This window comes from Flavobacterium soyangense (assembly GCF_015277675.1).
In the GTDB taxonomy this organism is placed as follows: Bacteria; Bacteroidota; Bacteroidia; order Flavobacteriales; family Flavobacteriaceae; genus Flavobacterium; species Flavobacterium soyangense.
This window is the reverse complement of record NZ_JADHEC010000006.1, coordinates 1-19,721: the sequence shown is the minus strand read 5'-3', so window position 1 is coordinate 19,721 and position 19,721 is coordinate 1. Positions and strand designations below refer to the sequence as shown.

The 19,721-nt window shown below is 34.4% G+C and carries 22 protein-coding genes; 14 read left to right on the top strand and 8 right to left on the bottom strand.

The window, feature by feature from the left end:
- Window positions 1–28: 28 nt before the first annotated feature.
- Together IR213_RS04150 and IR213_RS04145 are read right to left on the bottom strand one after the other, a co-directional pair.
- On the bottom strand, window positions 29–712 hold the full coding sequence (locus IR213_RS04150) for a hypothetical protein (protein WP_228479086.1): 684 nt from the start codon (window positions 710–712) through the stop codon (window positions 29–31).
- 143 nt (window positions 713–855) lie between these two features.
- Window positions 856–1,452, bottom strand: coding sequence for a hypothetical protein (locus IR213_RS04145; RefSeq protein WP_194311051.1), 597 nt, complete (start codon window positions 1,450–1,452; stop codon window positions 856–858).
- A gap of 354 nt (window positions 1,453–1,806) precedes the next feature.
- Between IR213_RS04145 and IR213_RS04140 the strand changes: the two genes are divergently transcribed.
- The 7 genes from IR213_RS04140 (at window position 1,807) to mgtA (ending at window position 10,463) form a co-directional block, all read left to right on the top strand.
- Window positions 1,807–2,193 (top strand): RidA family protein, encoded by a 387-nt coding sequence (locus tag IR213_RS04140; protein ID WP_194311050.1) that lies wholly within the window; start codon window positions 1,807–1,809, stop codon window positions 2,191–2,193.
- A gap of 66 nt (window positions 2,194–2,259) precedes the next feature.
- Window positions 2,260–3,507 (top strand): voltage-gated chloride channel family protein, encoded by a 1,248-nt coding sequence (locus IR213_RS04135; RefSeq protein ID WP_194311049.1) that lies wholly within the window; start codon window positions 2,260–2,262, stop codon window positions 3,505–3,507.
- Between the two features lie 233 nt (window positions 3,508–3,740).
- Window positions 3,741–4,745 (top strand): DHH family phosphoesterase, encoded by a 1,005-nt coding sequence (locus IR213_RS04130; protein ID WP_194311048.1) that lies wholly within the window; start codon window positions 3,741–3,743, stop codon window positions 4,743–4,745.
- Between the two features lie 6 nt (window positions 4,746–4,751).
- Window positions 4,752–5,420 carry a gliding motility-associated peptidyl-prolyl isomerase GldI gene (gene gldI / locus IR213_RS04125; RefSeq protein WP_194311047.1) on the top strand — a complete coding sequence of 223 codons (669 nt, stop codon included), beginning with the start codon at window positions 4,752–4,754 and terminating at the stop codon, window positions 5,418–5,420.
- Between the two features lie 7 nt (window positions 5,421–5,427).
- Complete coding sequence (locus IR213_RS04120; RefSeq protein WP_194311046.1) at window positions 5,428–6,540, top strand: peptidylprolyl isomerase; 1,113 nt, start codon at window positions 5,428–5,430, stop codon at window positions 6,538–6,540.
- 41 nt (window positions 6,541–6,581) lie between these two features.
- Window positions 6,582–7,802 (top strand): peptidylprolyl isomerase, encoded by a 1,221-nt coding sequence (locus IR213_RS04115; RefSeq protein ID WP_194311045.1) that lies wholly within the window; start codon window positions 6,582–6,584, stop codon window positions 7,800–7,802.
- A 141-nt stretch (window positions 7,803–7,943) separates the two neighbouring features.
- Window positions 7,944–10,463, top strand: a complete 2,520-nt coding sequence (gene mgtA / locus IR213_RS04110) for a magnesium-translocating P-type ATPase (RefSeq protein ID WP_194311044.1) — start codon at window positions 7,944–7,946, stop codon at window positions 10,461–10,463.
- 199 nt (window positions 10,464–10,662) lie between these two features.
- Here mgtA and IR213_RS04105 read toward each other — a convergent pair whose 3' ends face one another.
- Both IR213_RS04105 and IR213_RS04100 read right to left on the bottom strand, forming a co-directional pair.
- Window positions 10,663–11,103: a hypothetical protein gene (locus tag IR213_RS04105; protein WP_194311043.1), complete on the bottom strand. Its 441-nt coding sequence runs from the start codon at window positions 11,101–11,103 to the stop codon at window positions 10,663–10,665.
- Window positions 11,104–11,423: 320 nt separating this feature from the next.
- The gene (locus tag IR213_RS04100; protein ID WP_194311042.1) at window positions 11,424–11,807 is read right to left on the bottom strand and encodes an HU family DNA-binding protein; all 384 of its coding nucleotides are present in this window, start codon (window positions 11,805–11,807) and stop codon (window positions 11,424–11,426) included.
- A gap of 298 nt (window positions 11,808–12,105) precedes the next feature.
- On the opposite strand from IR213_RS04100, the gene xerA reads away from it, so the two are divergent.
- The 6 genes from xerA (at window position 12,106) to IR213_RS04070 (ending at window position 17,771) form a co-directional block, all read left to right on the top strand.
- Window positions 12,106–13,143, top strand: a complete 1,038-nt coding sequence (xerA, locus tag IR213_RS04095) for a site-specific tyrosine recombinase/integron integrase (RefSeq protein ID WP_194311041.1) — start codon at window positions 12,106–12,108, stop codon at window positions 13,141–13,143.
- A gap of 180 nt (window positions 13,144–13,323) precedes the next feature.
- Entirely contained in the window at window positions 13,324–15,063 is a 1,740-nt protein-coding gene (locus IR213_RS04090) for a trypsin-like peptidase domain-containing protein (RefSeq protein ID WP_194311040.1), read from the top strand.
- Window positions 15,063–15,824 carry a hypothetical protein gene (locus IR213_RS04085; RefSeq protein ID WP_194311039.1) on the top strand — a complete coding sequence of 254 codons (762 nt, stop codon included), beginning with the start codon at window positions 15,063–15,065 and terminating at the stop codon, window positions 15,822–15,824. Before IR213_RS04090 ends, IR213_RS04085 begins: the two co-directional genes overlap by 1 nt.
- A 184-nt stretch (window positions 15,825–16,008) precedes the next feature.
- Window positions 16,009–16,614 carry a peptidylprolyl isomerase gene (locus IR213_RS04080; RefSeq protein ID WP_194311038.1) on the top strand — a complete coding sequence of 202 codons (606 nt, stop codon included), beginning with the start codon at window positions 16,009–16,011 and terminating at the stop codon, window positions 16,612–16,614.
- Window positions 16,615–16,969: 355 nt separating this feature from the next.
- A complete protein-coding gene (locus IR213_RS04075; protein WP_194311037.1) occupies window positions 16,970–17,446 on the top strand; it encodes a hypothetical protein in 477 nt (158 codons plus the stop codon).
- A gap of 184 nt (window positions 17,447–17,630) precedes the next feature.
- Window positions 17,631–17,771 (top strand): hypothetical protein, encoded by a 141-nt coding sequence (locus tag IR213_RS04070; RefSeq protein ID WP_194311036.1) that lies wholly within the window; start codon window positions 17,631–17,633, stop codon window positions 17,769–17,771.
- On the opposite strand, the gene IR213_RS04065 is transcribed toward IR213_RS04070, so the two are convergent.
- Window positions 17,768–17,932 carry a hypothetical protein gene (locus tag IR213_RS04065; RefSeq protein ID WP_194311035.1) on the bottom strand — a complete coding sequence of 55 codons (165 nt, stop codon included), beginning with the start codon at window positions 17,930–17,932 and terminating at the stop codon, window positions 17,768–17,770. The two genes, IR213_RS04070 and IR213_RS04065, sit on opposite strands and share 4 nt — an antisense overlap.
- A gap of 246 nt (window positions 17,933–18,178) precedes the next feature.
- On the opposite strand from IR213_RS04065, the gene IR213_RS04060 reads away from it, so the two are divergent.
- On the top strand, window positions 18,179–18,436 hold the full coding sequence (locus tag IR213_RS04060) for a hypothetical protein (protein WP_194311034.1): 258 nt from the start codon (window positions 18,179–18,181) through the stop codon (window positions 18,434–18,436).
- On the opposite strand, the gene IR213_RS04055 is transcribed toward IR213_RS04060, so the two are convergent.
- The 3 genes from IR213_RS04055 to IR213_RS04045 form a co-directional block, all read right to left on the bottom strand.
- The gene (locus IR213_RS04055; RefSeq protein ID WP_194311033.1) at window positions 18,417–18,638 is read right to left on the bottom strand and encodes a hypothetical protein; all 222 of its coding nucleotides are present in this window, start codon (window positions 18,636–18,638) and stop codon (window positions 18,417–18,419) included. The two genes, IR213_RS04060 and IR213_RS04055, sit on opposite strands and share 20 nt — an antisense overlap.
- A gap of 274 nt (window positions 18,639–18,912) precedes the next feature.
- Complete coding sequence (locus tag IR213_RS04050) at window positions 18,913–19,305, bottom strand: DNA methyltransferase (RefSeq protein ID WP_317173117.1); 393 nt, start codon at window positions 19,303–19,305, stop codon at window positions 18,913–18,915.
- 81 nt (window positions 19,306–19,386) lie between these two features.
- Window positions 19,387–19,557: a hypothetical protein gene (locus IR213_RS04045; protein WP_194311031.1), complete on the bottom strand. Its 171-nt coding sequence runs from the start codon at window positions 19,555–19,557 to the stop codon at window positions 19,387–19,389.
- Window positions 19,558–19,721: the final 164 nt, after the last annotated feature.

The window sequence follows — 19,721 nt, the reverse complement described above, 5'->3', positions numbered from 1 at the left end:
TGAAAAATCGAAATTTAGAAAAGTCGTATTATTTTTCTTTGGTAATAATGATAGTGGCTTTAAATCCTGTACCAAGATTCCATTGGCTTGCCGAAATAAGCGTTCCTTTGTCATCATATACTTGAAATTCAGCCGTGTTTGGGCCCAAACGACCTTGATTAAGTGCCTCAAAATCAATCTTGTTAAAACCATCTAAAAGCGTTATCTCGAAGCCTTGAAATTTACTGTCCAGTATAATTCCTGTGACAATCGCTTTATCGTTTAGCAATACTCTTATCTCGTCTCCATCAACTTCTCCATAATCACGATAAGTAACTCTTGCGGTAAGCGATTTAGTTTTGAAACTTCCTAAATCCTGATTTCTTCTATAGACGATTTGATCTTCATTATCTGCCTTTTTATTCAATCTATTAGCAACTAAATCACCAGGATTAACAAATTTATTTGTTGGAGTCATCGAAAAATGATTCTCGGCTGTACCAATTTCAAATGAATTATCAGTTTTAGGTTTTGTGTTAAGAATATTGGTGTTTTTAAACACATTAGGAGAAACAATTTTAGGCAAATCTGTTGGTGGCGGCAAGGTTTCTTTTTTAGGCTTAGGCTTAGTATTTAGCGGCGGAATTGCTTTAAATTTAGTGTTGAATTCACTCTGCCCAAAGCTTTTTGAAGCAAACCCAATTATAAAAATTAAAAGAAAAAACTGTTTCATAAGTGTTGACTACTGATAAATCAATATTTGAAAAGTCCAAAAATAATAGAAATCTATAATCAAAAGTCACAAAAATAACATAAAATAATTTTCTCTGCCATATTTATCGAATTGGGAAATTGAACTTTAAAAACATCCGTTTTTTATTCTTTCATAAGGATAATTGTTGCCTTATAACCGGTTCCCACATTCCATTGGCTTGCCGAAATTGCGATTCCTTTATCATCATAAACCTGAAATTCTGCCGTGTTTGGAGAAGCGAAACCTTCGTTCAAGGCTTCAAAATCAATCTTGTTAATTCCATCTACTAATGCTATTTTAAATCCTTTAAACTCGCCATCCAATGCAATTTCGGGTTCAATTATTTTATCGTTTAAATAGACTCTTATCTTGTCGCCATCTACAAAAGCAGCATCCCGATACCGAATTGTTGACGTAAATGATTTGGTTTTGAAACTTCCTAAAAATTGGTTTCTTCTGTAAAAAATCCCTTTCGTATTGGCCTCTTTTTTGTAAAGATTACTATTCAAAAAAATATCTTCCGGATTAACAAAATCGCTTACAGGTGCTTTTACAACCTCTGGCGGTGTGATTTTTGGCGATATTACCTTTGGAGGAATTACTTCCTTTATTTTCGAGTTCTTGGCTGGAATTGGTTTAAATTTGGTTTTGAATTCCTCCTGCCCATAACCATTCAAAGACAAGCTTATTACTATAACAAAAAACAATATTTTTTTCATAACATACACAATTAGTAGATAAGGGAATCTATCCTTTATAACACTCAATTATTGAATTTATTACATTTTAATCTCTTTAGGTTTAATTCCTCGAAGCTCTGCTTCGATTTTTTTGCCACAGATTCACAGATTAAAAAAGATTTTTGAAAATCTGTGAATCTGCGGTATTATTTCGCTAATACCTCTCAGAGGTAGTTTATTGAATGAGCCCTTTTGAAATTCATTCACGGAATTGAACTTTTTAGTTTCAAATCAGGGTTTTTTATTTCTCTATTTTTTTATAAATTGCAAAAATTAAACCAGAATTGGATTTATACTTCAAAACATTAAAAATCAACACAACAACAAAAAAAAATGAAAAGAGAAAACATCTTGACTGGATCACCTTGGGAAGACAAAATGGGCTATTGCCGTGCGGTTCGTATTGGAAACGTCATTGAAGTATCAGGAACAGTGGCGATTGTGGATGACGAAAAAGTAAAAGCCGATGATGCTTATGCGCAAACGCTAAACATTCTCGAAAGAATAGAAAAAGTACTCGAAGACCTGAATGTGGGAATGAAAGACGTGATTCGCACTCGAATATTCACTACTGACATTAAAAGTTTTGAAGATGTTGCCCGAGCACACTCCACCTTTTTTAAAGATATAAAACCCGCAACTGGTTTTTATGAAGTGAGTAAATTAGTCGCTCCGGAATACTTGGTAGAAATAGAATTTACGGCTATCGCTACTGAATAATTCACTTCAATTTTTACACCTGACAGGTTTTAAAAAACTGTCAGGTGTAAAAAAATAAATCCAATTATGAACTCAAAAAACGCCTTTCTTTTCACCTTCAAATGGATTCTCATTTGTGTTTTGATAGGCGTTTTTTCGGGTTCAGTTTCGGCATTTTTTTTAGTGTCTTTAGAATGGGTTACACCATTTAGGGAACATAATATTTGGATTATCTGGCTTTTGCCAATGGGCGGTCTTGCCATTGGATTACTGTATCATTATTACGGAAAAGAGGTCGTAAAAGGCAATAATATATTGCTGGAAGAATACGAAAAACCTCAGAAAACCATTCCGCTAAAAATGGCTCCGATGGTTTTAATTGGAACCTTAATAACGCATCTTTTTGGAGGTTCTGCCGGTCGCGAAGGAACGGCTGTCCAAATGGGCGGTGCAATCGCCGACCAACTCAAAAATGTTTTCAATCTCAATAATTCTGATAGAAAGACACTAATAATCCTGGGAATCAGTGCTGGGTTTACTTCTGTTTTTGGAACACCATTAGCCGGAGCATTGTTTGCTTTGGAGGTTTTATACTTTAGCAAAATCAGTTTTAAAAGTGTTATTTTTTCATTTCTGGTGGCTTATGTTGCATATTTCACAGTGGAGTTTTGGCAAGTAAAACATACCCATTACCATATTCCCATTGTTCCCCAAATGACGATAATTAATTTTGGTTGGATTATTATTATTGGCATTTTATTTGGATTGACTTCAATGTTGTTTTCCAGAACCACTCATTTTTGGGGGCGATTATTTTCGAAAACCATTCAATACGCTCCGCTTCGTCCGTTTGTTGGCGGAATCATTTTGGCTGTCGCCATTTACTTTATTGGAACCACAAAATACATTGGTTTGGGAATCCCGACCATTGTTGAATCTTTCTCCACTCAAAATGCTTCCTATGATTTTCTTCTCAAAATATTGTTTACCGGTTTCACGCTTGGTGCCGGATTCAAAGGTGGCGAAGTAACGCCGCTGTTCTTCATTGGCGCCACATTAGGAAGTGCTTTATCAATTTATGTTCCCTTGCCCATTGCCCTTTTAGCCGGAATGGGATTTGTGGCCGTTTTTTCGGGAGCAACCCACACTCCTATTGCGTGTACAATTATGGGTATGGAACTTTTTGGGATAGAAAGCGGCGTGTTTATTGGCATCGCCTGCGTGGTTGCTTATTTTTCTTCGGGTTCCATTGGGATTTATCATTCGCAGATTGTAAAAGGTGCAAAACACCGTTTGTATCAGCGAATTAAAAGACAAAATCTAGAAGATTTCTAGTATTGAAGTGATTTAAACTTTTTCAATTGGCTGCAAAATGGTTCTTTTGCCCCATATTTTATCTTTTTCTTACTCCGTAGCTCTGTGCTATGCAGTTCATAAAAGCTTAAATCTGGAACAAAAGTCCCGATTTTTCGCTTCAATCAAAAAAGGTTAAATCACCTCATTGTAAAAGTTTGTTAAAAATAGATTTGATATAAAGATTACACTAAAAAAATGTAAATTCGCAAACTATGAAAGAACAAGATATTCAAGCGATACAGCAGTTGTTATCAACACCAAAAAAAATTGCCATTATTCCGCATCGAAGCCCAGACGGTGATGCTATGGGTTCCACCCTTGGATTGTATCACTTTTTATTAAAAAACAATCACCATCCCGTTGTGGTTTCTCCGAATGAATTTCCGGATTTTTTGGCTTGGATTCCGGGTTCAGAAACCGTTAAAATATTCGAAAAAGACAAAAAAAACAGCACCAAAATACTCGAAGAAGCTGAACTTATTTTTACCCTTGATTTCAATGCCCTTCACCGCGTAGGCGAAATGGAAAATGTGCTTAACAAACTCAAAGCGCCTTTCGTAATGATTGATCATCATCAATCGCCCGATGATTATGCAGCTGTTACTTATTCGGATACCGCTTTTGGTTCCACCTGCGAAATGTTGCATAATTTCATTTGTTTCCTTGGAAAAAAATCAGACATTGACAAAACCATTGGAACCTGCATTTACACCGGAATTCTTACCGATTCAGGTTCGTTTCGTTTCCCAAAAACAACGGGAACAACCCACAGAATCATTGCTGATTTAATAGATTTAGGTGTTGAAAACACGGAGATTCCAATGCTGCTTTACGACAACAGTTCTTATGGACGATTGCAATTGCTGGGAAGAGCGCTTCAAAACATGAAGGTGATTACCGATCATAAAACGGCCTACACGACTTTGACACAGGAAGAATTGGATCTATTTGATCACATCAAAGGAGATACTGAAGGCATTGTAAATTATGGATTAAGTATAAAAGGAATCGTTTTTACAGCAATTTTCATCGAAAATGCAGAAGAAAAAATCATCAAGATTTCGTTCCGCTCGCAAGGTGATTTTGATGTCAATCAATTTGCCCGTGAGTATTTCAATGGCGGCGGTCATCGCAATGCTGCCGGAGGAAAATCGGAATTGACGATGGAAGAAACCGTTAAGAAATTTGAAGATTTGGTAACCAAATTAAAAATATAAAGCGCTATGAAATATTGCAAACTTATTCTTTTTGTATTCTTGGTCACTATTTTGGTAACCAGTTGTAAACAACATCAGGAAGCCAGAAGACCAATTTCTCAAAAATCGGGAACTTTTATGAAAAAATCGATTGAAAGAAACAAGAAGTTAAATGCTGGCGAAGAAGGTCAAATTGACTCCTTAATTAAAAGCAATCCTAAAGTAAAATATTTCGCTTCGACTAAAGGATATTGGTACACTTATGTAATTCAAAATACCTTGGACACCATAACTCCAAAAAAAGGAGATGTCGCCTTTTTTGATTATGAGGTAAAAGATTTAAAGGGAAACGTAATTTATTCTGAACTCGAATTAAGACCTCAAACTTATGCTGTTGATAAGCAAAATATAATGACGGGATTGAGAGAGGGTATCAAATTGATGCATAAAAACGAGAAAGTAATTTTTCTTTTTCCCTCGCATATTGCTTATGGATATCACGGTGATGACAAAAAAATTGGTACCAACCAACCATTAATATGTACTGTAACACTCCATAATTTCATATCGGAAACAGCATTTAAAAAAGAAGTTCAACTAAAAGCAACAACCCCTGAAAAACAGGACACGAGCAATATTGAACCCGCAAAGCAAACTAAACCCGTAAATAAATCCAAAGACACTATAACAAATTAAAATTCATATGAAAAAAAGTATTCTATTAGCATTCGTACTAATCGCCTCATTGTATTCATGTAAAGATGAAAAAAATAATCTTCCTGATGGGTTGTATGCCCAAATTGAAACCAATAAAGGAACAATAATTGTCCAATTGAATTATGAAAAAGCACCAATCACAGTAGCAAACTTTGTGACTTTGGCTGAAGGAAAAAACGAATTTATAACCAATGAAAACCTTAAAAAGAAACCCTTTTATGATGGACTGAAATTTCACAGAGTCATTAAGGACTTTATGATTCAAGGCGGCGATCCTTTAGGAACGGGTTCTGGTGATGCCGGCTATAAATTCAAGGATGAAATTTCAGACTTGAAATTTGACAAAGGCGGTGTTTTGGCAATGGCCAATAATGGCCCGACAACTAACAGTAGCCAATTTTTTATTACTCATCTAGAAACCCCTTGGCTTGAAGGAAAACACACTATTTTTGGTCAAGTAGTCGAAAAAGGGATGGATGTGGTAAATAAAATTGAGCAAGGAGATTATATGGTTAAGGTAACTATTATCAGAAATGGAGAAGCCGCTAAAAAGTTTGATGCCGTGAAAACATTTCGGGATTATTTTTCTGTAGAAGCCGAAAATCAAAAGAATAAATTGGCTATTGAAGCCGCTGCAAATGCAAAATACAAAGCAGTTTTTGACCAAAAAGCTGCGTATTTTACCGCTTTAAAATCCAAATCAATACAAACTCCAACAGGATTACAATATGTCATAACTAAGAAAGCTGGAGGCAAAAAACCTGCAAATGGGGCTAATGTCTACATTCATTATGCCGGTTTCCTGGAAAATGGAAGCTTATTTGATTCCAGTATTGAAGATGTTTCAAAAACTTTTGGAAAATATGATGCCAACAGAGCTGCGCAAAACGGATACCAACCTATTCCATTTCAGGCGGGACGAAAAGACGGAATGATTCCAGGTTTTATCGAAGGATTGGAAAAATTATCTTTTGGTGACAAAGCAGTAATCTTTATCCCTTCAAAATTGGGTTATGGAGAAGCTGGAGCGGGGGGAGTAATTCCGCCAAATGCCAATATTATTTTCGAAATTGAATTATTAGAAAAAATGCCTCAATAATTATTAACCACTAAAAAAGTCAGACCTTAAAATTATTAAAAATGAAATCTAAAATCCTATTATTATTATTGTTTTTGGGAATGTTGAACATTCAGGCCCAAACTGCAAAAAAACCAGTTGCAACAACAAAGAAACCAACCACAACTGCTAAACCAACTGCTAAAACCCCAGTGGCAATCGAAGGAATTTTTGCCACAATTTCTACAAATAAAGGAAATATTGTCGTGCAATTAGAATACAAAAAAGCACCTGTAACCGTTGCAAACTTCATCGCTTTGGCAGAAGGAAAAAATACTTTTGTAACCAATGAAAAACTAAAAGGAAAACCTTTTTATGATGGTTTAAAATTTCACAGAGTAATCAAAGATTTTATGATTCAAGGCGGTGATCCATCAGGGAATGGCTCTGGCGGCCCGGGTTATGCTTTTAAAGATGAATTTACGGATTTAAAATTCGAAAAAGGTGGCGTTTTGGCAATGGCAAATTCTGGCCCTACAACTAACGGAAGCCAATTTTTCATTACACACAAAGATACACCTTGGTTAAACGGAAAACACACTATTTTTGGCCACGTAACACAAGGAATGGAAATAGTCAACCTGATTGCTCAAAACGATGTAATATTGAAAGTCACAATTACCAGAAAAGGAACTTTGGCAAAAGCATTTGATGCCCCAAAAGTATTCTCGGATTATTATTCCAATAAAGCTGAAGACGCCAAAAAACAAGCAGTAATTGATGCCGAAAACCAGAAAAAGCAAGCAGAAATTCAGGCTGAAGCCAAAAAGGTTTATCTGGAAAAATACGGTAGCATTATCGCTGCAAAAGCATCTTATATTGCCGAAAATAAAGCCACTGGAACTAAAACTTCTTCCGGTTTAATCTATAAAATTACACAAAAAGGAACTGGCGTAAAACCAGCAGACGGAACTATTTTTAACTTTAATTATGCAGGTTATTTTGAAGACGGAACTTTGTTTGACAGCAGTTACGAGGACGTTTGTAAAACTTATGGAAAGTACGATGCTAACAGGGCAGCCCAAAACGGATATCGAGCATTTCCTTTTGAAGCAGGAAAAAAAGACGGTATGATTCCTGGATTTCTTGAAGGATTGAACCTGATGTCCTATGGAGATAAAGCCATAATCATCATTCCGTCGAATCTAGCCTATGGCGAAAAAGGAGCTGGTGGAGTTATCCCACCGAATGCAAATCTTATATTTGAGATTGAAATGATAGAAAACAAAGTGGAGCCTAAATAATAAAACCGATTTTATTTCGGCTTTTTCTAAGACTGAATAATATAAAGAAACCCGACAAGATTCAAAACTTGTCGGGTTTCTTGTTATTTATGCTTATATTTGAGAATATGTTTGCTCATAATCAATTAGATACCTTTTTTTATGCAAACTCAACCAACAGCTACTTTTTGGCAATTTGACACCAATTATTGGTTCCAAAAACTGGGCAGTTCTCACAAAGGACTTTCCCAAATTGATGTCAATAAAATCCTTGCCCAAACCAACCATTACAAGAAAAAAAAGTCCATTTTTATAAAAGAAGGATTTCTTTTTATCAGTCAGTTCAAAAGTCCTTTGATGCTTTTGCTTATTGGCGCGGTCATTTTATCGGCATTTCTGGGTGACACTTCTGATGTGTTTATTATTCTCTTTATCGTTTTATCTACCGGTTTACTTAGTTTTTTTCAGGAAAGAAATGCGGGTCGAATTGTTGAAAAATTGCAATCCATAATTGCCCTAAAAAGTAAAGTAATAAGAGAAGGAATAGAAAAAGAAATTATTTCTTCTGAAATTGTATCTGGCGATATCCTATTATTGAAAGCCGGAGATATGCTTCCCGCGGATTGCCTTATTATAGAATCTAATGAATTGCACGCCAACGAAGCCAGCCTGACAGGAGAATCCTATCCAACGGCAAAAGCGGCAGGAATTCTTGTCGAGAATACTGAACTGGTCAAAAGAACCAATTGTCTCTGGGAAGGAACAAACATTGTCAGTGGCTCAGCAAAAGTCCTGGTTATCAACACGGGTAACGAAACCATTTTTGGTAATATTGCCAAAAGCGCAGCCACGGTGGTAGAAACTACGTTTGAAAAAGGAATTAAAGACTTTGGTTTTTTCTTGATGAAAATAACCTTGGTACTTTCGCTTTTTATCTTGGTAGTCAATTTACTGAATCACAAAAGTGTTATTGAATCCGCGCTGTTTGCCTTGGCTTTAGCCGTAGGAATGGCACCTGAATTGCTTCCGGCAATTACCACCATTGCAATGAGTGCCGGAGCAAAACGAATGTTGAGCAAAAAAGTAATCGTAAAGAAACTGGCTTCCATTCAAAACTTGGGAGAAATAAATCTTTTGTGTACGGACAAAACCGGCACCATTACCGAAGGTTCAATTAAAGTTGCCGGAACCGTGGATGGTTTGGGTATCGAAAGTGAATTTGTCAAAGAACTGGCGTATTGGAATGCCAATTTTGAAACCGGTTATGCTAATCCTATAGACGATGCACTGAAACAATTGGCATTGGTAACCAAAATAAAACCCACGAAATTCGGAGAGATTCCCTATGATTTCATTCGGAAACGGCTGAGTATTACCGTGAGTACTAATGAGGATAAAATATTGATAACCAAAGGTGCTTTTGCCCAAATCATTTCTATTTGTTCCTTCATCAGATTGGGAAATGGCGACATCGAAAACATCGAATCACATCAAGCGGCAATCGAGAAAAAATTCGAACAATTTGGCATCGACGGATTGCGGGCAATTGGGGTTTGTTACAAGAAAATTATTGCTAATTCCATTACAAAAGAAGACGAAACCAATATGATTTTTGGAGGTTTTATATTGCTCGAAGATCCCATAAAAGAAGGAATTGACCAAACCATCGAGGAACTGTTAAAACTGCAGGTGCATTTAAAAATAATATCCGGCGACAATAAAAATGTGGCCAAATCCATAGCGTTAAAAATTGGAATCAAAAATCCTGTGGTAATGACTGGTCAAGAAATTTTTAATGTAAGTCCCGAAGCATTGAAACATTTAGTTCGAAAAGTACACATTTTTGCCGAAGTCGAACCCCAGCAAAAAGAACACATCATACAAGCCTTGCGAAAAACATACTCCGTGGGGTATATGGGTGACGGCATTAACGATGTTTCGGCAATAAGTGCCGCCGATGTTGGGATTTCAGTAGAAAATGCGGTTGATGTTGCCCGCGAAGCCGCTGACTTTGTACTGATGCAAAAAGACTTGATGGTCATTATTGATGGCATTAAAGAAGGACGAAAAACGTTTGCTAATACACTGAAATATATCTTTATTAACACCGGTTCAACCTTCGGGAATATGTTTAGCGTAGCCATTGCTTCCTTAATATTGCCGTTTCTACCGATGCTGCCAAAGCAAATTTTGCTAATGAATTTCATCACCAGTTTTCCTTATCTCACTATCGCCTCTGACAACGTAGACCAAGAACAACTGGATAAACCCGGAAAATGGAATTTAAAATCCATCCGAACTTTTATGGTAATTTTCGGGATTCACAGTTCTGTTTTTGATGTGATTACCTTTCTGACCCTTTATTATGTCTTAAAAGTAAAAGAATCCGATTTTAGAACAGGCTGGTTTGTAGAATCTATCCTGACCGAATTATTTATTCTGTTTATCATTCGCACCCACAAAAATTTCTTCAAAAGCAAACCCGGAAAATACCTGTTTATTTTGAGCATTATCGGGTTGATAGTAACCCTTTCTCTGCCCTATATGCCCTTTGCAGGCCAAGTGGGATTGTCACCGCTGCCCTTGCTGAATTTGGGAATAATGATAACCATTGTTCTTGCCTACATCATTACTGCTGACTTACTAAAAGTCTGGTTTTTTAAAACATATAGAAGTAGGTGATTCCTAATAAAGAGTAGTTGTTACAACTAATTTTGTCATTTCGACCATAAGACTCAAGCGATAGCGAACAGGCGAAGCAAATCGCATTAGTTGCTCCTATGGTCGAAATGACAAATAAATACTATTATATTCCCGTTTACAAAAAACCAAATACCATAAAAAAACCGACAGATTTAAAAAACTTATATGGTTAATTGTATTATTTCTTTCCAAATTTCCAATCAAATTCATCCTTGGCATTGATGATGGCGCCAATTTCAAATTTTACCACTTCATCAAATTCCGTCTGCAGGATAAACCAATTATCCTCGTTGAAATAGTTTTCGAAAGTGTCGAAATCTTCTTGGGTGAACTTGGTAATTACTTTGGCAGCCAATTCCTTTTTGACTTCGCTGATTTGTTTACCAATGATTTTGTTACCAAATAACTCCAAGTCTGAACTCGAAGCCACGATGTAACCCAATTTGAATTCCTCGTCTTTATAGAAAGTCAACCGCATTTTAAGTTTGTTGTAGGCAAAAATAACGTTATCGTCTTCGTCCTTGTAATTTCGGTTAGGTTTTCCGTATATAGCGGTAACATCCTTTTGTTTCATTCCGAAAAGGAGCTTGTCGATTCCGTTTTTTGGATTTATTTTCATATTCAATTATTTACTGCAAAGTTCGCAAAGTTTTTCGCAAAGTTGGTCATATTCTATAAACAAAGAGTGAGCTAATACTAAAACTCAAATGGTGCTCGTACAATATCATCAAATTAAGCAAAAAAAAGTCCCGACTTTGTCATTTTGACGAAGGAAACCCGAGAGCTCTGCTCGAATAGGCGAAGTAAATCACATAACGGGAGCAATAGATTTGATTTCTCCTTCGTCGAAATGACAAAAAAACCTTATTGGACTCGCCTGCGATGAGCACCCACTTAAATCAATAATCAAATCGTAGCATTTACAATGCGCCCCCCCTATTATCGAATCCTTTTATAAGTCAATTTGTTCAAGGTACTTTTCAAATATCTTGAGGGTTTGTATATTATTTTTGCTCCTTTAATGCTAGATTTTCCCAAATCATCTGGAGAATCTGCGGGCAAACCTTGCAAAGTGATTTGAAAAGTCCCCAAATCCTCAATCTTTACGATATGTCCCTCGGACAACGAATCGCCAATAGCTTGTGTCAAGGCAACAATAACGGCATAGCAATCAGCGCGACTAACTGTCGATTGCGAAGCCACAATGAAAGCCAATCGATTTAGATTGACTTCGCCTGTGTTTACAGCACAAGGATAATATTTTGTTACTGGTGGCGATGCCATAATATTTTTTTTAGGCACCATTTTGAAAGATATAGCCATACCATAAAAGTGTTTAGGTTATTAAAATTATTTCATAAATATAAAGATATTAATAAATATATAGAAAATTATTAATTTCTATATATTTTTTTAATTAAAGATATATAGAAATTTATTAAAAAATATATAGTAATTTAAAAAAAATAGACATATTTTGAAACCTTAAGCTTATAGTTTTAAAAATTTAGACCAATAAAAGCAAAGACAAGCCAATTAGAAACACTTTTACATTGCCAATATGACTGATTTTTAAAACTAAGGCTATTTTCTTTACATTAGCAAAACCAAAACACTGATTATGAACTGGAATTCCAAAATCATCACACACCGAGGCAGCAAGCGAATTGCGGTCTATTTCGAAAAGAATGCCGAATTAATCACTCGAATAAAAAAACTCGAAGGCTCGCGCTGGAGTCAAACTTTGGGGGTTTGGCACCTTCCAGACACGGAGGAAAACCGAATTCGGTTCAAGCTTACACCCCTATCACACACCATTCCTTCCAGTGAAGGCATAACCCAAATAGAAAAATTCAAACAATACTTGCGTTCCAAACGGTATAGCGAAAACACGATAATGACCTATAGTGAAGCTTTGAAGTCATTTTTAGTGTTTTATCGCGAAAAACCAATTGCCAATATCACTAACGAAGATGTGATTGTGTATAACAACGAGTATATTTTGAAAAACAATCTTTCGGCTTCGTATCAAAACCAGATCATTAACTCTATAAAATTATTCTTCAAAATCATTAAAGATTCAAAAATTGTAATTGCAGACCTTCACCGTCCCAAAAATGCAAAAAACTTACCAAACGTTTTGAGCAAAGAAGAAACGTTTAGGCTGATTGATTTAACCACTAATTTAAAACACAAAACCTTGTTAGCTTTAATATATTCAGCTGGTCTCCGCATTAGCGAAGCTATAGACATGAAAATTACCGATATCGATAGTCAAAGAATGCTCATTCATGTTAAAAATGCAAAAGGTAAAAAGGATCGATACACATTATTATCAAATAAAGTTTTGGGGCTGCTCAAAGAATATTATACTATTTACAAACCCAAAACATTCTTGTTTGAAGGACAATACGGAGGGCAATACAGCAGCAGAAGTGCGCAATCTGTATTACATCAATCTGCAAAAAAAGCTGGAATCACAAAACAAATTAGTTTACATACGCTTCGCCATAGTTTTGCCACACATTTATTAGAAAACGGAACTGATTTGCGCTACATTCAAGACTTATTGGGTCACAGTAGCCCCAAGACAACAATGATATATACCCACGTAAGCAGTACTTCTTTAAAAAACATAAAAAATCCTTTTGATATGTAAGATTTTTATTTAAATTTGTAGAGTATAAATTAAAAATTATACGCATAAAAAAAGAAAAGAACTTGCGCATAACATACCCAAATGGAATAAAAAAGGTAATTTTATGCGCCTATAAGATAGTTATAGGATATGCTAGGACGACCACCAAAACATGAAATCATGCATAAAATGAAAAATAGAATGAAACAAACAATTAAGCTTTTAGGACTATTCCTAATGTTGACAGTTAGCCAAATTTCTTACGGACAAAAACAAGAGAAGATTTACTACGACAAAAATTGGAAAGTTACTACTGAATCAAAAGCTTCTTACTACAGAACTACAGCCTTTGATGTGAACGGTAAACCAGTTGGCATAACCAAAGACTATTACATTACAGGAGAGTTACAATGGGAAGGTAAAATGTCTTATATAGACAAATACGATAATAGTAAAGATATATCCGATGGTAAATGTACATGGTATCATAAGAACGGAAAGAAGTCAAGGGAAAGCACTATGGTTGGTGACAAAGAAGATGGCCTAACAATATTTTGGCATGAAAACGGCCAAAAGGCAAGAGAAATTGAATACAAATTAGGCGTTCCAAATGGAAAATGGATTGATTACTATGAAAGTGGCAAGGTTAAATTTAGAATTGATTATAAGGATGGAAAACCGACAGAAAAATGGTTTACAGAATGTGATGAATTTGATAAATGCCAGAAAGTATTTTTTGAAGGATTTAAAACTACAGAAGATGAAAATAATTGGGAGCCAGCTGACTTAGATGATTATAAAAGTGAAATTATCGCTGGCGAAGGTTTGCTCATGAAAACTAAAACAGATAAAGGCTACGCTCAATGGATACATCTTCCGATTGATATATCAAATAATTTTTCTATTGAAACAATTATCAACTTCAAAAGTGGTGAAAAAAACAGTGCTCAAGGTATTATATATGGCTTTAAAGATTGGAGTAACTACTATTATTTTTATATAAGTGCGAATGGTTTTTATCGAATAGGAGCAATTACTGAAGGATTGAATTTAGAATACGAAAAATGGACACAGTCAAGTAATATAAATCAAAATTATGAACGTAATCTAGTAAAAATAAATAAGATAAAAGATAAAGTATATTTTTCGATTAATGGGCAAATTATTGCAAGCGAGGATTTTTATGCTTTTAAAGGGAATAATATAGGATTCTATATTCCATCAGGAAAAAAAGAAGTGTTATTTGAGAGGTTATTAGTAAGACAAGATATTGGGGAAAACAATGCCATTTCTAAATTTTCAAACAGCTCAGATTGGAAAGGAAATGGAACAGGATTTTTTATTGATGCAAGGGGATATATCACGACAAATTATCATGTAATCGAGGATGCATCTGAAATAGAAGTTGACTTAATTCAAAATGGTCAAAAAAAATCATATAAAGCGAAAGTCATTACAAGTGATAAACAGAACGATTTAGCTGTTATTAAAATAGATGACCCCAACTTTAAACCATACAGTAAATTACCATACAATTTCAAAACTCAAATTAGTGATATTGGTTCAAATGTTTTTGCGTTGGGCTATCCAATGGCACTTTCTGCTATGGGAAGTGAAGTTAAATTTACAGACGGCAAAATAAGTTCAAAGACGGGTTATCAAGGTGACATTACAACCTATCAAATTTCAGTACCCGTTCAACCCGGTAATAGTGGAGGTCCATTATTTGATTATGATGGAAATATTATTGGTGTTGTTAGTGCTAAAATCATGGCTGCTGATAATGTTTCATATGCAATTAAATCAAGTTACCTAAGGAACTTACTAGATGTTTTGCCCGAAAATATTAATATTCCTAACGACCAAGGATTAGCAGGAATTTCTTTAACTGAAAAAATTAAATTATTATCAGATTATGTTGTTCTAATCAAAATTAAGTAATGGGTATTTGTAAACTTTGCCTCCAAGAGAAAGTATTAATAAAACGTTCTCATTTGTTTCCAAACTTTCTATATAAAGGTATTGGAGACGAAAAAAATAGAATGTTTGAAATATCATCATCAGACCCGATTAGAAAAAAAACGGTTCAAAGTGGTGCATATGAAGAACATATTTTATGTGCTGATTGCGACAATAATATTTTATCTAAACTTGAGAGATATGCAAATAATAATTTGTACTCACAATCTTTTAGACAGGAAAACGAAAATTTTGAGCAAATAACAAATGTTCATGGTATCAATGCCATTCGTTGTAAAAATATCGACTATAAGCAATTTAAATTATTTCTTCAATCTTTAGTTTGGAGAGCCAGTGTTTCCGAGCATGACTTGTTTAGTAATTTCAAATTGTCTAGTGAACAAGAAGAAGAATTGCGTGCTTCACTTTTTAATTCTATGCCATTGGAAGAGAACGAATATGCCTGTTTAATAATGACCCATCAAAATGAAGAAGAAGCAATGACTGATTTGGTCTTTATAAATCCAAATAATCCAAAAAAAGTTTCATTTTTCATCAATCAGTTCATTTATCTATTTCACATAGACAAAACGACTGTTGATGATGCAGTAAGTCAAATAAGTCTATCTAGGAAAAACGAAATGGGCATAACTAAATTACCAGAAGGAGAATGGTCAAAATTACGAGCATCCGTTTTTAATGGAGTGGCTGAATTAGCTAAGAAAAACTTAGATAGAAAATAAAATAATATGCTCGACCGACAAATAAGCACATCCTATAACAGCACCTACAAGAAATTGGCGGTTCAGTGGTTAAATAAAGCTTTGTGCTTCGTATCAAGTTCAGTGCTGGCAGACAGTTTTCGTCTCCGAAATCGCCAACTTCTTGTAGCTGCCAAACGTTATGTGTAACTCTAAAAAACCAAAAATGAAAAAACTCATATTATTCATAATTATTTTTATTTCGTTTCAATCATTTTCTCAAACAATAAAAGAGCAGTTAAAACAAATAATTACAATTGATGATGCTAAAAAATTAGCGACAGAAAATCCAAATCTTGAAGCAGAACTTTTAAACATACATCCCGAAATTGAAACTGATGATTTTGCAACTAAATTAGCTGATGCGAAAACAGGCGAAATATTCTCAGATTTAGATTTTACCTACAAAATACTTTTTGAAACAAATATAAATGCTTTTCGTGTTAGTTATATTTTTCTTGATGCAAGTAAAATTTCACTCGCAGAAATTGAAAAATTAAGAACTGAAATCTTGGAGGAATATAAAAATGGAATTTCATTTTCGAATTTAGCTAATAAATACACAATGGACAATGGTAAAGATGGTGATTTAGGTTGGTTTGCTGAAGGAATGATGGTTCCAGATTTTGAAAAAGCAGTGAAAAATCACAAACAAAATGATATTTTTAAAGTAGATATTGAGAATGAAAAATGGTATTACATTGTTCTGAAAACATTTAACGACAAACCAATAAGAGAATTCACGGTACTGAAAATAAAGAGCAACACATAACAGCTGTTTTGAGCTAGCTGGAGTTTAGTGGAATTATCGTTTCGCATCAAGTTTTCGTTAATCCGAAAATTGATCGGTTACGATTTTCCAGCCATCTCAAAGCACCAAAACGTTGGCAGACAGTTGTTGAGAATCAAAAGAAACGATAATTAAAAAACAGAAGTATTTAATGGCAAAATATGAATTTGAATATGTAAACCAAAAATATTCATTAACACTTTTTTTAATATCATTTGCAACTTTTTTTGCGTTGATATTCACATTGGTTGAATTTAAAAAATACTTCAATATTTATTTTACAATGATTCTATCATTTGGAATTCCAATTTTAATTTTTTGGCTGAATAAACACAAAATGAAGAAAGTTGGTTTTGCAATTTTAGAAGAAAATTATACTGAAATAAATAAAAATGACAAACTGGAGAGAATAAATTTTGATGAAATTAAAAATTACCAAGTACAAGTTTATAATGGAAGTATTAGTTTGCTTATAAACTTAAAAAGCGGAAAAAGAATAAGTTTATCTTCAAGTCCTACGTTTTGTAATACAGAATATTTTGATAAGTATTGTCAAGAATTAGAAAGTAAAATTGAAAAATACCTAAGTCTCCATCAATTAGAAACAATACGAAAAAAGACTTTTTTTGAAAAAACTTGGATATATCCATTTCTTATTATTATAACTGGAATAGTTATAGTTTTTATAATTATTTTAATAAATAAAGGCAATGGATTCCCAATTTCACTAATTGGAGCTATCGCACCTTTATTGGCACTTTGGGGTGGATATTTTAGTGCTAAAAATAAAAACCAACAAACTGAAAGTAAATAAAAAAGCAACCGATCTGCCAACAGCTGTTTTGATATAGCTGGAGTTTAGTGGAATTATCGTTTCGCATCAAGTTTTCGTTAATCCGAAAGTTGAAAGGTTACGAATTTCCAGCCATCTCAAAGCAGCAAAACGTTGGCTGTCAGTTTATAGAAACAGAAAGTATAACCAAAATAAATATAATACTATGGACGAATTACAGGACGAAATCAGAAGATTAAGACAAGAAATCCAATCTTTACACGGTGAAATCGACAAATTAAAAGGAGATGTAGCCGAAAACAATACTCTTTTAAAAAGAATATGGTCTGCGGTAAATAGAAATTAACTTATTTTATTTTCTCCAACAGCTCTACGAATACAATGAAGCAACTCTTGTGCTTCATTAACCGTTAATCCTATTAGCAATTCTTCTATTTTAGAAGCGATTTCCGTTTGCTTTGAACTTAAAAATTCATAAGCATCATTTTGTTTAATTGTTTCTGACATTTTTTTTGTTTTAGTACGGTTCCGAAGAACCGATGATTAGTAATTTGATTTGAAATAAAAAAGGGAGGAGCAAACAGTTAGTGGTTATTACGTAATATTGTTGTTTACATTTGGGCGAAATGGTTTTTTGCAAAAAAAATGTAAACGGTAATCAAAGGTATTGATTACCCTCGAAATGGTATTATTTAGTAATGCTAATCATCCTCCCTTAATTTTTAATTTTAACCTTAAATAATAAATATGAATATGAGTTTACAAAGTGATGAATACAAAATAAAAAATGAAATGTTTCAAAAAGGCTTAATAGAAATTGATGAAAAATACATTGAATATTTCGAGCCAAGGCCTCGTAAGTTTCTATCACAAAAACACGATGGGATAATAAGTCATTTTACAACTAATAATTTAGCAAATGGAAAAATTATGATTAATAATATTCCTGATGAACTTCCATTAGAAATAAAAAATGACTTACTTGAGCTTTTTAATCGTTGTTGGGGTTAAAACTCCCATAAGCGTTTACGGTTAATGGGTCGTTGGTAACTCTATTAAGTATTGTGTGTAACATTGCTTTTGACATTGAGAAAGTTTGTGTGGGATTATCACCTACTAACCCTCTAAAATGCAAATGAATAGTTTGGTCGTCCGAAGACAAACATTTAAACTGATTGGTACTTGTTTCTATTATTAAATCTGAATCCGACATATTGTTTGTTTGTTTGTTTTACATCGATTCCTGCCAAAATAAATAGCGAGAAAACCGAACCGCCAACGGCTATTTTGAGATAGTTGGGATTTAGTGGAATTACCGTTTCGTATTATAAATCTGTATAACAGAAAAATAACTATTTCGCAATCCCCACCATCTCAAAGTAGCAAGACGTTGGGCAAAAGGCGCGAGCACCTTTTGCCCAATGGGCGCGCCCTTCGCCCAACTCGACGCTTGAAGAAATCAAGCGACTTCGTCAAGCGCGCGCCCATTACCAGCAACCTTCAAAAGACATCGTGCCTTGAGAAAGTTTTTGATTAATTCTTTTAATTGATTTATTATAATAATGTTCATCTAACTCAATAGCGGTAAGGTGCAAATCCATTTTATCTAAATTATTTACTTTGTTAACCGCTAATGCAATAGAACCGCTTCCAAAATGCGTATCAATTATTTTGTTGCCTTCCTTTGCGTAATTTTTCAATAACCATTCATAAAGTTGTATTGGTTTTTCGTTTGGATGAATACGCTTTTGTTTGTCTTTCATATTTTGCTGTAACATTCCGTTCCAAGTCCATTTGAATTTTCTAACTGCAGTATCAAATGAAGTCCAAGCAAGTTCGCAATCAGCAAAATCGCCAGTATTATCTTTATCCCAAACAATCCAACAACTACTATCAAATGGTAATTTGCTTATAAAATGATTTGCACCCCAAACGATTTGATTTTTACTAATTCTTAATAATTAATCCCAATATTCTTTTGATGGTGCGTTTACATCATTACCAGCGTATGGTTTATAATCTTGTGGTTTTGCAAGTTTGCCTCTTGTATGGTTTTTACTTCCATCTTCGCCAATACCGTAAGGGACATCTACAATCGCTAAGTCAAATTGTTTATCTTTAAATGTTCGCATAATTTCTAAACAATCAGATAAGTAAACCGACAAAAAAGGCTGCTGGTAACAGCTAGGGGTTCGTTGCGGCTGCAAGCCGAACAATGAACCCCGTGTTGAACGGAACCGGAGTACCTGCCGTTAACACTATGCAGTTATCGTAAAAAAATTAGAGAGAATTTCAA

Bases quoted from the DNA above. Each gene is read 5' to 3' on its own strand.
- IR213_RS04065 (WP_194311035.1), bottom strand. From the start codon at position 17,932: ATGTCAGAAACAATTAAACAAAATGATGCTTATGAATTTTTAAGTTCA.
- IR213_RS04120 (WP_194311046.1), top strand. From the start codon at position 5,428: ATGAAAAAAAGTATTCTATTAGCATTCGTACTAATCGCCTCATTGTAT.
- IR213_RS04150 (WP_228479086.1), bottom strand. From the start codon at position 712: ATGAAACAGTTTTTTCTTTTAATTTTTATAATTGGGTTTGCTTCAAAA.
- IR213_RS04135 (WP_194311049.1), top strand. From the start codon at position 2,260: ATGAACTCAAAAAACGCCTTTCTTTTCACCTTCAAATGGATTCTCATT.
- IR213_RS04085 (WP_194311039.1), top strand. From the start codon at position 15,063: ATGGGTATTTGTAAACTTTGCCTCCAAGAGAAAGTATTAATAAAACGT.
- IR213_RS04075 (WP_194311037.1), top strand. From the start codon at position 16,970: ATGAAGAAAGTTGGTTTTGCAATTTTAGAAGAAAATTATACTGAAATA.
- gldI (WP_194311047.1), top strand. From the start codon at position 4,752: ATGAAATATTGCAAACTTATTCTTTTTGTATTCTTGGTCACTATTTTG.
- IR213_RS04100 (WP_194311042.1), bottom strand. From the start codon at position 11,807: ATGGCTATATCTTTCAAAATGGTGCCTAAAAAAAATATTATGGCATCG.
- IR213_RS04105 (WP_194311043.1), bottom strand. From the start codon at position 11,103: ATGAAAATAAATCCAAAAAACGGAATCGACAAGCTCCTTTTCGGAATG.
- IR213_RS04045 (WP_194311031.1), bottom strand. From the start codon at position 19,557: ATGCGAACATTTAAAGATAAACAATTTGACTTAGCGATTGTAGATGTC.
- IR213_RS04055 (WP_194311033.1), bottom strand. From the start codon at position 18,638: ATGTCGGATTCAGATTTAATAATAGAAACAAGTACCAATCAGTTTAAA.
- mgtA (WP_194311044.1), top strand. From the start codon at position 7,944: ATGCAAACTCAACCAACAGCTACTTTTTGGCAATTTGACACCAATTAT.
- IR213_RS04130 (WP_194311048.1), top strand. From the start codon at position 3,741: ATGAAAGAACAAGATATTCAAGCGATACAGCAGTTGTTATCAACACCA.
- IR213_RS04080 (WP_194311038.1), top strand. From the start codon at position 16,009: ATGAAAAAACTCATATTATTCATAATTATTTTTATTTCGTTTCAATCA.
- IR213_RS04070 (WP_194311036.1), top strand. From the start codon at position 17,631: ATGGACGAATTACAGGACGAAATCAGAAGATTAAGACAAGAAATCCAA.
- IR213_RS04060 (WP_194311034.1), top strand. From the start codon at position 18,179: ATGAGTTTACAAAGTGATGAATACAAAATAAAAAATGAAATGTTTCAA.
- IR213_RS04140 (WP_194311050.1), top strand. From the start codon at position 1,807: ATGAAAAGAGAAAACATCTTGACTGGATCACCTTGGGAAGACAAAATG.
- IR213_RS04090 (WP_194311040.1), top strand. From the start codon at position 13,324: ATGAAACAAACAATTAAGCTTTTAGGACTATTCCTAATGTTGACAGTT.
- IR213_RS04115 (WP_194311045.1), top strand. From the start codon at position 6,582: ATGAAATCTAAAATCCTATTATTATTATTGTTTTTGGGAATGTTGAAC.
- IR213_RS04145 (WP_194311051.1), bottom strand. From the start codon at position 1,452: ATGAAAAAAATATTGTTTTTTGTTATAGTAATAAGCTTGTCTTTGAAT.
- xerA (WP_194311041.1), top strand. From the start codon at position 12,106: ATGAACTGGAATTCCAAAATCATCACACACCGAGGCAGCAAGCGAATT.